Annotated in this window: 9 protein-coding genes and 1 riboswitch; of the genes, 6 read left to right on the top strand and 3 right to left on the bottom strand. The window is 72.9% G+C overall.

What is annotated here, in order from left to right; translation table 11 throughout:
• Positions 1-48: 48 nt before the first annotated feature.
• A riboswitch (glycine riboswitch) is annotated at positions 49-149 on the bottom strand.
• Between the two features lie 271 nt (positions 150-420).
• On the top strand, positions 421-1,317 hold the full coding sequence (locus tag OUQ99_RS25085; RefSeq protein ID WP_267946247.1) for a penicillin-binding transpeptidase domain-containing protein: 897 nt from the start codon (positions 421-423) through the stop codon (positions 1,315-1,317).
• 15 nt (positions 1,318-1,332) lie between these two features.
• On the opposite strand, the gene OUQ99_RS25080 is transcribed toward OUQ99_RS25085, so the two are convergent.
• Entirely contained in the window at positions 1,333-2,358 is a 1,026-nt protein-coding gene (locus OUQ99_RS25080) for an Lrp/AsnC family transcriptional regulator (RefSeq protein ID WP_267946246.1), read from the bottom strand.
• Between the two features lie 189 nt (positions 2,359-2,547).
• Between OUQ99_RS25080 and OUQ99_RS25075 the strand changes: the two genes are divergently transcribed.
• The 3 genes from OUQ99_RS25075 to OUQ99_RS25065 all read left to right on the top strand — a co-directional run bounded on the left by OUQ99_RS25075 (position 2,548) and on the right by OUQ99_RS25065 (position 6,877).
• Complete coding sequence (locus OUQ99_RS25075; RefSeq protein ID WP_267946245.1) at positions 2,548-3,822, top strand: metal-dependent hydrolase family protein; 1,275 nt, start codon at positions 2,548-2,550, stop codon at positions 3,820-3,822.
• Between the two features lie 40 nt (positions 3,823-3,862).
• Positions 3,863-5,464, top strand: a complete 1,602-nt coding sequence (locus OUQ99_RS25070) for an AbgT family transporter (protein ID WP_267946244.1) — start codon at positions 3,863-3,865, stop codon at positions 5,462-5,464.
• A 171-nt stretch (positions 5,465-5,635) separates the two neighbouring features.
• Positions 5,636-6,877: a metal-dependent hydrolase family protein gene (locus OUQ99_RS25065; protein ID WP_267946243.1), complete on the top strand. Its 1,242-nt coding sequence runs from the start codon at positions 5,636-5,638 to the stop codon at positions 6,875-6,877.
• Between the two features lie 177 nt (positions 6,878-7,054).
• Here OUQ99_RS25065 and OUQ99_RS25060 read toward each other — a convergent pair whose 3' ends face one another.
• Both OUQ99_RS25060 and OUQ99_RS25055 read right to left on the bottom strand, forming a co-directional pair.
• Positions 7,055-8,116: a 3-deoxy-7-phosphoheptulonate synthase gene (locus tag OUQ99_RS25060; RefSeq protein WP_267946242.1), complete on the bottom strand. Its 1,062-nt coding sequence runs from the start codon at positions 8,114-8,116 to the stop codon at positions 7,055-7,057.
• A gap of 239 nt (positions 8,117-8,355) precedes the next feature.
• Positions 8,356-10,074 (bottom strand): AMP-binding protein, encoded by a 1,719-nt coding sequence (locus OUQ99_RS25055; RefSeq protein WP_267946241.1) that lies wholly within the window; start codon positions 10,072-10,074, stop codon positions 8,356-8,358.
• A 161-nt stretch (positions 10,075-10,235) separates the two neighbouring features.
• Here OUQ99_RS25055 and OUQ99_RS25050 point away from each other — a divergent pair, with 161 nt between their 5' ends.
• Both OUQ99_RS25050 and pip read left to right on the top strand, forming a co-directional pair.
• Positions 10,236-11,132, top strand: coding sequence for a DUF4429 domain-containing protein (locus OUQ99_RS25050; protein ID WP_267946240.1), 897 nt, complete (start codon positions 10,236-10,238; stop codon positions 11,130-11,132).
• Positions 11,133-11,311: 179 nt separating this feature from the next.
• Positions 11,312-12,271, top strand: a complete 960-nt coding sequence (gene pip / locus OUQ99_RS25045; protein ID WP_267946239.1) for a prolyl aminopeptidase — start codon at positions 11,312-11,314, stop codon at positions 12,269-12,271.
• The last annotated feature ends 32 nt before the right edge of the window (positions 12,272-12,303 follow it).

The following is a 12,303-nucleotide window of genomic DNA, read 5'->3' as shown; positions in this document are numbered from 1 at the left end:
GGCTTGCACCTTCGGCGAGGGACGCTGGTCCCTGCTTTCCAGAGTGGTCTCGCCCGTACGGTCCGCTGTGCCTGAGAGGTTGTCGTGGGGAGGGATTGCTCCTTCGGCGGCCCGAGATGGCTACGCGGGCACTCTCCCGTACGGGGTCAGCAACACGTTCAGCCTAGCAGCGGGCGCACACGGCCCCCAAAGGTGCCCGGGCCGGGGCGGGAGCCGGGGGCGGGGCGCGGCACGGCCCCGGGGGGAGCTGCTGCCCGGCCGCGGGAGTCGGGCCGAACCCGTCGCGGAGGGGGGCTCCGGGGGTTAGCGTGAGCCGGGGACGGACTTCCTGCGTGGGAGGGATGACGGGTGCGAGCCGACGGGAACCGGGAGACGGGCGGACGGGCGCGGGCGGCGCGCCGAGGGGGGCGGCCGGCGGCCGTGCACGGCACGGCGGTGCTGGCCGCGGCGTGCGTCCTCGGGCTGACCGCGGGCAGCGGGTGCGCGCAGGGCGGCGGTGGCGGGCCGGAGGCGCCGTCCGAGGGGCGGCTGGAGGCGAGCGCGCACGAGCGGCGGGGCGACGTCGCCGCGGTGGAGCGCCAGGACCTGGAGTCGGTGTTCGCCGAGGCCGGCGTGGAGGGCACGTTCGTGCTCCACGACACCCGTGCCAGGGAGTCGACCCTCGTCGGGGCGGAGGCGGCCTACGAGCGCGCGGTGCCCGCGTCCACGTTCAAGCTGGCCAACACCCTGATCGGCCTGGAGACGGGCGCGGTGTCGGGACTGGACGAGGTGCTGCCCCACGGCGGCGGGCCGCAGCCCGTCGAGGCATGGGAACAGGACATGTCCCTGAGGGAGGCGTTCCCCGCCTCGAACTTCCCCGTCTACCAGGAGCTGGCCCGCAGGGTGGGGCACGAGCGGATGGCGGCCTGGGTGGACCGCTTCGACTACGGGAACCGGGACATCGGCGGCGAGGACGTGGAGGACCGGTTCTGGCTGGACGGTCCGCTGGAGGTCTCCGCCGTGGAGCAGACCGAGTTCCTGGCCTCGCTGGCCCGTTCGGAGCTGCCGGTGGACGCGGCCCACCAGGAGGCGCTGCGCGAGATCGCCCTGGTGGAGGAGGGTGACGGCCACGCGCTCTTCGCCAAGAGCGGTTGGGCGGTGGACGTCGATCCGGCCCCCGGCTGGTGGGTCGGCTGGGTGGAGCGCGGGGAGGACCTGTACACGTTCGCCCTGCGCATCGAGATGGACGACGACGCGAACGCGGAGCTGCGGGAGCCCCTGGCCCGGGAGCTGCTGGTGGAGCTGGGCGCGCTGCCGGGCGGGGCCGCCGGGGACTGACCGGGCGCGCCGCCGTCAGGGGGTCCCGGCCGGGAGCAGCTGGACGGGGACCGATCGGGTGAAGCGCTGCTCGGCGTCCATCACCCCGCCCATGAACTTGAAGGTGCGCAGGGTCATCCGCCGGTCCGCGATGCGCAGGCCGGGCAGCTCCTCCAGGAGCTGGCGCTCCACCCGGGTCAGGTCGGGGGCGTTGCGCAGCCACAGGATGAAGAGGGTGTTCTCGGGCCCGGCGATGGTGGTGCACAGGCGTACTTCGGGGATGCGCTCGCCCAGGTCGCTGGCGCCCTCCAGGACGCGGGGGTCGACGGTTCCCCAGAGGGTGGCGGCCGCGTGCCAGCCCATGCGGGCGCGGGAGATGTCGCAGCGCAGCCCGACGAGCGCCTGGCGCAGGAGCCGGTTGACGCGCCGCGCGGCGGTCGTGGGCGCGATGTCGAGGCGTTCGGCGATGTGCTGGTACCCGAGGCGCGCGTCGACGCACAGGAGGTCGATGATCCGCTGGTCGAGGGGTGTGACGCGCTCGTCGCCCGGCCGGGGTCCCCGCACGGGGGAGAGGGCCCGCAGCCGGCGCCGCTGGTGCGGGGACAGGGCGCGGACCTGCCACAGGTAGGCCTCCCGGGGCACCTCCGTCACGACGTGCACCCGGTAGGACACCACGTCGGGGAACCCGCCGACCCAGTTGAGCAGGTAGTCGGCCAGTCCCGCGCCGGGGACCACGGTGAGCATCAGCTGGTGCGACCCGGCCACGAACTGGATGCTGAGGGTGTCCCGGTCCTGCGCCAGGGCGGCGGCCACCCGCTCGACGGTGCCGTTGCGGCAGCTGAGTTCGACGTAGGACAGGTTGCGCCGCGCCATCACGCGCTGCCGCGGGAAGACGGCGATCCTCGCCAGCCCCTCCTCCTCCAACCGCCTCCACCTGCGCGCGAGCGTGGTCGGGTCCGCCTCCAGGATCGGCGACAGCTCGGCCCAGGAGGCGCGGGGCGCCATCTGCAGGGCGTTGACCAGCGACAGGTCGAACTCGTTGGGTGTGGTGGATTCCTGCATCAGCGACCTCGAAAAACTCTTTTCCGGCGATCTGGGCATCTTAGGGGTGGCCGAGCGTAGGTTTTCGCACAGCCGTCAAACGGCCCTGAGCTGCGTATTTCCAGAATGTTAACCATGGCCGGAGTGTTGATTTCGCATTATGGAATCAATGTCCGAGATCTGGCGAGGAGAAGGGTGAAGGTGGCGCCGATGGCTTCGGAGGACACCGCTGTCGTCTTTCGCAACGGGACGGTCGTGGACGCGACCGGCGCCGGACCGCGCGAGGACTGGGTGGTCGTGGCCCGCGGCGGCCGCATCGACTGGATGGGACCCGCCGCCGACGCGCCCGAGATCACCGCGCCGCACCGGGAGATCGACGCCCGCGGCGGCACCGTCCTCCCCGGGTTCGTCGACGCCCACGTGCACATGACCATGGGGGGCGACGGCATGAACCCCGCCGCGTTCCTCCACCAGCCGCCGCACTACGGCTACTACACGGCCATCCCCCGGCTGCGCGCCACCCTCGACGCCGGCGTGACCAGCGTCCGCGACCTCGCGGGCCTCGACCTCGCGGTGGTCCGCGCGGTCGAGGAGGGCATCGTCGCCGGCCCCCGCATCACCACCGCGTACCGCGCGCTCGGGCCCACCGGCGGCCACGGCGACTTCCGCACCTGCTGCGGGTTCGACTTCGGCACCGTCCTGGGCCCCGGCGGCGCGGTGTCCATCAACACCGACGGCGCCGCCGAGGCCCTGCGCGGCACACGCGAGGTCATGCGCAAGGGCGCCGGGGTCGTCAAGGTCATGGCCGGCGGGGGCGTGTGGAGCCCCCAGGACACCCCTTGGCACGACGGGCTCAACATCGAGGAGATGACGGTCGTCGTCCGCGAGGCCGCCGCGCACGGGATCCCGGTCGCAGCCCACGCCCAGAGCGCCCGCAGCATCCGCAACGCCCTCGCCGCCGGTGTCACGAGCATCGAGCACGGCTACGAGATCGACGCCGAGGGCATCGAGGCGATGCTCCGCGACGGAGCCTTCCTCGTCCCCACCCTGGCCACCGCCACCACGCCGCCCGACCCCGCGAAGTCGGCGGGCTACGCGGTGGAGAAGAAGCTCAGGCTCCAGGAGCACCTCGGCGAGAACATCTCCGCCGCCGTGGCCGCCGGGGTGCGCGTCGCCCTGGGCACAGACTCCGGCATCTTTCCGCACGGCCGCAACCTCCACGAGCTGGCCCTGCTCGTCGAGCACGGCATGACCCCCATGGGCGCGATCCTCGCCGGGACCCGCGAGGCCGCGGAGCTCCTCGGCGTCGCCGACCGGGTCGGCACCCTCCAGGTCGGCAAGCGCGCGGACATCGTCGTCTGCGCGGGCGACCCCCTGGAGGACATCACGCTGCCGGGAGACCCGGCCAACATCACGGTGGTCGTCAAGGACGGCGTCGTCCACAAGGACACCACCGCCCCCGGCCGGCCGCCGGCCACCGCCTGAGCCCCCCAGCCCCCGCCCCCCATCCCCCCGTGAGGTGACCATGACCACGCAGAGCCCGAAGAAGGGCGCGACCGGCGGTGGGACCGCCCAGGCGCGCCCCGGCCTCCTCGCGCGCTCCCTCGACGGCATCGAGCGCGTCGGCAACAAGATCCCCGACCCCTTCGTCCTCTTCCTGATCCTCTTCGCGATCATCGCGGTCCTGTCGACGGTCATGTCGCTCAGCGGGGCCACGGTCGAGGTGCCCGGGAGCGAGGACGGCGTCCAGCCCGTCAGGAGCTTCTTCTCCGCCGAGGGCATCACCTGGCTGACCACGTCCCTGGTCACCAACTTCGTGTCGTTCCCGCCGCTCGGCGTCGTGCTGACCGTCCTGCTCGGTGTCGGCGTGGCCGAGCGGACCGGGCTGCTCACCGCGCTGGTGCGGCGCGCCTTCGGCGGCGCCCCCCGCTGGCTGCTGCCCTACGTGGCCTCGTTCGTCGCGGTCTCCGGCAGCATCATGAGCGACGCGGCCATGGTGGTCATCCCGCCGCTGGCCGCCATGGTGTTCAAGGCCGCCGGGCGGCACCCGGTGGCGGGCCTGCTCGGCGCCTACGCGGCGGCCACGGCCGCGTTCAGCTGCAGCCCCTTCGTCACCAGCACCGACGCGCTGCTCTCGGGCGTCACCAACGCCGCCGCCGAACCGCTGGGCCTGGGCACCTACGTCAGCCCGATCTCCAACTACTTCATCACCCTCGCCATCGCGCTGATCCTCAGCTTCGCTGCGGGGTTCATGATCGACCGCGTCCTGGAGCCGTCCCTGGTCCGCCGGGGGATCGCCCGCGACAAGGTCCGGGCCGAGGCGGGGACCGAGGAGTCCGAGGCCAAGGTCATGGACCCGAACCTCACCGACACCGAGCGGCGCGGCCTGCGCCGGGCCGGGGCGGCCCTGCTGCTGACCGCCGCGGCGGTCCTCGCCCTGTGCCTGCCCCCGGGGGCGCCGATGCGCAACGAGGACGGCGCCTTCCTGCCGGAGTCCCCGCTGCTCAGCTCCGTGGTCTTCATCGTCTTCATGGTGCTCCTCCTCCCCGGCGTCACCTACGGCGTCGTGACCGGGAGCATCCGCAAGGGGGCGGACCTGGCCCTCGTGATGGGCCAGACGGTCAAGGAGATGTCGCCGTTCATCGTGCTGGCCTTCGTGATGGCGCAGTTCCTGGCGCTGTTCAACTGGACCAACATGTCCAGCTGGATCGCCATCCAGGGGGCGGAGGGCCTGGAGGCGACCGGGTTCACGGGCTTCGGCGCGATCCTGTGCTTCATCCTCCTGGCGTTCATGGTGAACCTGTTCATCATCTCCGGGTCGGCGATGTGGGCGCTGCTCGCGTCGGTCTTCGTGCCGATGTTCGCGCTGCTCGGCTACGAGCCCGGGTTCATCCAGGCCGCCTTCCGCATCGGCGACTCGACCTCGAACGTCCTGTCACCGCTCAGCCCGTACCTGGTGATCATGCTGGGGTTCCTGCGCGCCTACGAGCCCAGGGCGGGCATCGGCACCGTGATCGCCCGGTGCCTGCCCTTCACGGTCGTGTTCACCGTCCTGTGGATCGGCGTGCTGGCCGTGTTCTACTTCGGCGGCATCCCCGTCGGCCCCGGGATGAACGTGCGCATCTGATCCGACCGCCCGGCCGGGGCCCGCGTCCGCGGGCCCCGGCCCCGCACGTCCCGGGCGCTCCCCGCCGGGGACGCGCACCGTCCGCACCACTCGCACCACCTACACCACCCGCACCACTCGCACCACCGCACCGCGCGGCGCCGCCGCGCAGCACCGACGTGAGGAGTCGTCATGACCGGCACCAGGACCCTGTACCGAGACCTGACCCTGATCGACGGGACCGGGGCCGGCCCGGTCGCCGACTCCGCCGTGCTGGTCGAGGACGGCACGGTCGCCTACGCCGGCCCCGCGGCCGGGGCCCCGGAGGCCGACGGGGCGACGGAGACCGTGTCCCTGGGCGGGCGCACCGTCCTGCCCGGGTTCATCGACACCCATGTGCACCTCGGCGTGGCCGACGGCCGGGCGCTGGCGGTCAACCACGCCGACATCCCGCTGAGCCTGCACGCGCTGGAGACCGCCGAGCGCATGCGGGTCACCCTGGCGGCGGGCGTGACCGGCGTGCGCGACCTGGGCGGGGCCGACGCCGGGTTCCGCACCGCGCAGGAGAGCGGGCTCGTGCCCGGCCCGCGCATGCGTGTGGCGCTGCGGCTGATGAGCCACACGGGCGGCCACGCCGACTTCACGCTCCCCTCGGGCCACGACCCCCACGCGCACGGGCTGTCGGTGACCGAGATCGTCGACTCCCCCCAGGAGGCGCGGGTGGCCGCGCGGCGCCTCATGCGCGACGGCGCGGACGTCATCAAGGTGTGCGCCACGGGCGGGGTGTCGAGCCCGTCGGACACCCCCGACGACGAGGGGCTGACGACGGAGGAGATCGCGGTCATCGTGGAGGAGGCCTCCCGCCACGGCGGTCGGCCGGTCGCCGCCCACGCGCAGGGCGCCGCGGGCATCCGCAACGCGGTCCTGGGCGGGGCGGCCAGCATCGAGCACGGCTACCTGGTGGACGACGAGGGCATCGACCTGATGCTGGAGCGGGGGACCTTCCTGGTCCCGACGCTGGCCACCTTCGACTTCGAGGACCGCGTCCACCTGATGACGAGGAAGGCGGTGGAGACCAAGCGCGCCCTCGCCGAGCGCACCTTCGAGCGGATCGCCGAGGCCGTGCGGCGGGGCGTGAGGGTCGTCATGGGCACGGACGCGGGCATCTCCGAGCACGGGCGCAACCTGAACGAGCTGCGCCACCTGGTGTCGGTCGGGATGAGCCCCATGGACGCGATCGTGGCGGGCACCCGCAACGCCGCCGAACTGCTCGGTACGGCGGACCGGGTGGGGACCGTGGAGGCGGGCAAGCTCGCCGACCTGGTCGTGTGCGACGGCGACCCGCTGGCCGACGTCGCCCTGCTCGGGGACCCGGGGCGCGTGGTGATGGTGGTGCAGGGCGGCCGGGTCGTGAAGGACATCAGGGCCTCCTGAGGACCGGTCGGCGGCCCCCGGGCGCCATGCGGAGCAGAGGGGCGGGGCGCGCGCCGGAGGTCAGCCCCGGACCGGCGGCCGGTTCCGACCGTGGAACCGGCCGCCGTCGCGGAACCGGCCGCGTCCGCGGACGGCGTCCGCCGGGCCCGTCCGCCCCGGACGGGCGCCCCGGGTGCGTCAGGCGGCGTTCTCGCGGCGCTTGCGCACGGCCTCGGCGAGCTGGTTCAGCACCTCGCCGGTGGTCTCCCACCCCATGCACTTGTCGGTGATCGACTGGCCGTAGGTGAGGTCGGCGGGGTCGCCGAGCTTCTGGGCGCCCTCGACGATGAAGCTCTCCAGCATGACGCCGATGACGCCCTTCTGGCCCGCGGCGACCTGGGCCGCGATCGCGGAGGCCACGCCCGGCTGGCGCTTGTGGTCCTTGCCGCTGTTGGCGTGGCTGGCGTCGATCATGAGGCGCCGGGGCAGGCCCGCGTTCTCGATGACGTCGAGGGCGGCCCCGACCGGCTCCGTGTCGAAGTTGGGGCCGCTGCGGCCGCCGCGCAGGATCACGTGGCAGTCCGGGTTCCCCTCCGTGACGACGACCGACCCGGCCCCGGCCGGGTCGACGCCGAAGAAGGTGTGCGAGGCGGAGGCCGCGCCGACCGCGTCCACCGCGACCTGCACGTCGCCGTCCGTGCCGTTCTTGAAGCCCACGGGGGTGCTCAGGCCGCTGCTGAGCTGGCGGTGCACCTGGCTCTCCGTGGTGCGGGCGCCGATGGCCCCCCAGGAGACGACGTCGGCGATGTACTGCGGGGTGATGGGGTCGAGGAACTCGGTCCCGGCGGGCAGGCCGAGGGAGTTGATGTCGAGGAGGAGCTTGCGGGCGGTGCGCAGGCCGTGGTGGACGTCGTAGGTGTCGTCCAGGTGCGGGTCGTTGATGAGGCCCTTCCAGCCGACGGTGGTGCGCGGCTTCTCGAAGTACACGCGCATCACCACGCACAGGTCGTCGCGCAGGGAGGGCACCAGCTCGGCCAGCCGGCGGGCGTAGTCCAGGGCGGACTCGGGGTCGTGCACCGAGCAGGGGCCGACGACGACCAGGAGCCGGTCGTCCTCACCGTCCAGGACGCGCTTGACCTCGGCGCGGGACTCCTCCACCAGGGCGCTGCGGTCCGGGCCCAGCGGGAGTTCTGCGAGCAGGTCCCGGGGGGCGATGAGCGGCTTGTAACTCGCCACCCGTGTGTCGTTGGTGCTCGGCATCGTGTAGTTCCCCTTGGTCCCGTCTGTCCATGTATCGCACTGCTGTCACGCTGTCGCCACGAAAACACTAGCGCGGCCGTGCGTGCGGGGAGGCGTCGATCCGGAACACCGGCGCCGGTCACGGGATGGGAAACGCCACACCCGCCGAGGGGGGAAATCGGGTGTCTCGCGATGTGGGACGCCATTCCCGTGGAAATCCGCGGCAATGGCGGACGGAACCGCCGTCCGGGCCCGGGGGCTCAGTCCTTCAGGCCCGGGAGGTCCTCCTCCCAGAACTCGTGCGGATTGCGGGTGCCGTCGACGACCGCGCCGCGTTCGGACTCCGCCGCGCGCAGCTGCACGCGGCGGATCTTACCGGACACGGTCTTGGGCAGGTCGGCGAACTCCAGGCGGCGGACCCTCTTGTACGGCGACAGCCGCGTGCGGGCGTGGAGCAGGATGGCCCGCGCCGTGGCCGCGTCGGGCGGCGCCCCCTCGGTCGGGGTCACGTACGCCTTGGCGACCGACAGGCGCAGCGGATCCGGCGAGGGCACCACCGCGGCCTCGGCCACGTATTCGTGCTCGAGCAGGACGCTTTCGAGTTCAAAGGGTGAGATGCGGTAATCCGAGGCCTTGAAAACATCGTCGATCCGACCGATATAGGTAATGTGCCCGGTCGAATCCCGGCTCGCGATGTCACCGGTGCGATAGCGCCCCCGACGGGTCAGTTCCCGGGTGAGGGCCGGGTCGTCGTCGTACCCCTTCATGACCCCGACGGGACTCCGGGTCATGTCCACGCAGATCTGCCCGGTGTCGGACGGCTCGTCGGTGACCGGGTCGGCCAGCACGATGTCGTAGCCGGGCATGGGCCGCCCCATCGACCCGGGGAGGACCTCCTGGCCAGGCCCGTTGCCGATGACCAGCGTCGTCTCGGTCTGGCCGAACCCGTCGCGGACGGTCAGCCCCCACGCCTCCCGCACCCGGTCGACCACCTCGGGGTTGAGCGGCTCGCCGGCGGACAGCGCCTCGCGCAGCCCCACCTTCCACCCGGCCGGGTCGGCCTGGACGAGCATCCGCCACACGGTGGGCGGTGCGCACAGGGTGTCCACGCCGCAGCGCACCACCTCGTCGAGCAGCCGTCCGGGGTCGAACCGCTCCTGGTTGACGACCAGGACCGTCGCCTCGGCGTTCCACGGCCCGAACACGCTGCTGTAGGCGTGCTTGCCCCACCCGGGGGAGGACACGTTGAGGTGGATGTCGCCGGGGCGGACGCCCAGCCAGTACATGGTGGACAGGTGGCCCACGGGATAGGACCGCTGCGTGTGGGTGACCAGCTTGGGCCGCGACGTCGTCCCGGACGTGAAGTACAGCAGGAGCGGGTCGTCCGGGCCGGCGTGGTGAGGGGGGTGGAACTCCAGGGCGGCGTGCTCGGAGTCGGCGTAGCTCAGCCACCCGTCCATGTACCCCACGCAGATCCGCGTCCAGTGGCCTCTGAGCTGCGCGAACTTATCGGTCTCGGCGACCGAGCAGACCACGTGCGCGATCTCTCCCCGCTCCAGCCTGTCCACCAGGTCGCCCTCGGACAGGGCGGTGGCCGTCGGCGTGACGACCGCCCCGAGCTTGACCGCCGCCAGGGTGGTCTCCCACAGCTCCACCTGGTTGCCGAGCATCACCATGATCCGGTCGCCGGCGCGGACGCCCTGGCCGAGCAGCCAGTTCGCCACCTGGTTCGAGCGCTCCGACAGGTGGCGGTAGGTGTACCTGGCCTCGCTGCCGTCGTCCTCCACGATCCACAGGGCGGTCCGGTCCGGGCGCCGCTCGGCGACCTCGTCGAAGTAGTCCAGCGCCCAGTTGAACACGTCCGGTCTCGGCCAGGTGAACTCGCGGTGGGCGGCCTCCTGGTCCGTGCGGTGCGCCAGGAGCAGGTCCCGTGCGGCACGGAACTCCGCGGCGCCCTCGGCGGCCATCTCTCTCGACATGTCTGGCGACCTCCGGTTCAGGGACAGGGCGCCGACCGCACTGTCCGCGGACTCCGCCCGGAGAGGGCGGTGGAACGGGTGTGCCCCGCTGGTCCTACCCGGGATGCGCGCCCCCGACGCCTCCCCTGGGGGCGCCCCGGCTGGCTCTAGGATGTGTGGACATGGAGGAACTGCGCGGACACCACGGAACCTGGCGGATCGACGACGAGACGGTCCGCATCCGTTTCGAGTCCGGCCGCAAGGTCCCCACGCTGCTCAAGTCCCTGGGAAGCTGCACGGTGCCGTTGGCGGCCGTCCGCGAGGTGGATTTCGACCGGGGCGACCGCAAGCACGGGTGGCGCCTGCGCCTCGGGCTCGCGGACGGCGCCGACCCGTACGCGGCCCTGGGGTTCCCCGGCCGGGACTCCTCCACCCCGCTGCTGCTCACCGGCCCCCACGACACGGAGCTCGTCGCGGAGTACCTCTCCGAGCAGATCGCCTCCTCGGCCCGCTACGCCGGGGAGACCCTCGCCGGGGAGCTCGACCCCCGGCAGGTCGCCCTGGGACTGGTCGGCAAGCCCCCTCTCCAGGTCCGCACCGCGGAGGGCTCGGCGTCCTTCGACGGCGCCCGGGTGCGCCTGCAGTGGGACGGCTGGCTGGCCAGCACGGCCAAGGAGAAGGAGAAGGCCCGCGACTACCGGCTGTCCGAGGTCCTGGAGGCGGAGTGGCGGCCCCCCGTGGACGTCACCGAGGGCCACCTGCGGATCGTGCTGCGCGGCGTCACCCTCCCGGGGGCGACCGAGCTCGCGAACGACTTCTTCACCCTGGCCTCGCACGGGACGAAGGGCAGTGAGGAGACGCTGCTGATGGCGGCCACCCTCAACGCCCACATCCGGGCCGCGGACGTACCGGGGGAGGGTCCCGCGGCCCTGGGCGCCGGCGCCGGCCCCCAGGCCGACGACGGCGGAGGCGAGGCGGTCTTCGCCACGATCCGCGAACTCGGGCGCCTCCACTCCGAGGGGCTGCTCACCGACGAGGAGTTCAGCGCGAAGAAGGCGCAGCTCCTCGACCGGCTCTGACCGCGTTCCGGCGCCCCGGGACCGGCCGGGCCCGGGACGGCGGTGGGCGGGCCGGCCCGGCGCGCTCCGCCGCGGTCCGCCCGCGGGCGCGGCCGGAGCTCCCGGCGCGCCCCCGCACACCATCCCCAGCTCCCGCCGGGACCCCGGCGGGAGGCCGCATACAGGAAAGGGCTCACGCCTTGCGCACTCTGTACCCGCCCATCGAGCCGTACGACTCGGGCATGCTCGACGTCGGCGACGGACACCGCGTCTACTGGGAGCTGTGCGGCAACCCCGAGGGCAAGCCCGTGGTGTTCCTGCACGGCGGGCCCGGCGGCGGCTGCGTCCCCGACCACCGGCGGCTGTTCGACCCGGCACGGTACCGGATCCTGCTGTTCGACCAGCGCAACTGCGGTCGCTCCACGCCGCACGCCGGCCAGATGGACACCGACCTGTCCACCAACACCACGTGGGCGCTGGTGGAGGACATGGAGCGCCTGCGCGAGATGATCGGCGCGCAGAGCTGGCAGGTCTTCGGCGGCTCGTGGGGGAGCTGCCTGGCACTGGCGTACGCGCAGAAGCACCCGGAGCGCGTCAGCGAGCTCGTCGTCCGCGGCATCTTCACGCTCCGGGACGAGGAGCTGCGCTGGTTCTACCAGGAGGGCGCCTCGAACCTCTTCCCGGACCTGTGGGAGTCCTACCTGGCGCCGATCCCGGAGGAGGAGCGCGACGACCTCGTCGCCGCCTACGCGCGGCGCCTGGCCTCCCCCGACCGGGAGGTCCGGCTGGAGGCGGCCCGCGCGTGGAGCGTGTGGGAGGGGTCCACGGTGACGCTGGTGCCCGACCCGTCCCTGCGGGAGCACCACGCGGACGAGGAGTACGCGCTGGCGTTCGCCCGTATCGAGAACCACTACTTCGTCAACAAGGGGTTCCTGGAGCCGAACCAGCTCGTGGACGGGGCCGAAGCGATCCGGCACATCCCCGGCGTGATCGTGCAGGGCCGGTACGACGTGTGCACGCCGGTGCGCACCGCCTACGACCTGCACAAGGCATGGCCCGAAGCGGAGTTCCACATCGTGGACGACGCCGGTCACGCCTTCAGCGAGCCGGGCATCCTCGACCGCCTCGTCGAGGCGACCGACCGCTTCGCCGGAGAGTGAGCCCGGAGCTCGGGGCGCCCGTCACGGGGCCC

This window comes from Streptomonospora nanhaiensis (assembly GCF_026642255.1).
Lineage (GTDB): Bacteria > Actinomycetota > Actinomycetes > Streptosporangiales > Streptosporangiaceae > Nocardiopsis > Nocardiopsis tropica.
This window is presented reverse-complemented; position numbering and strand designations above follow the sequence as displayed.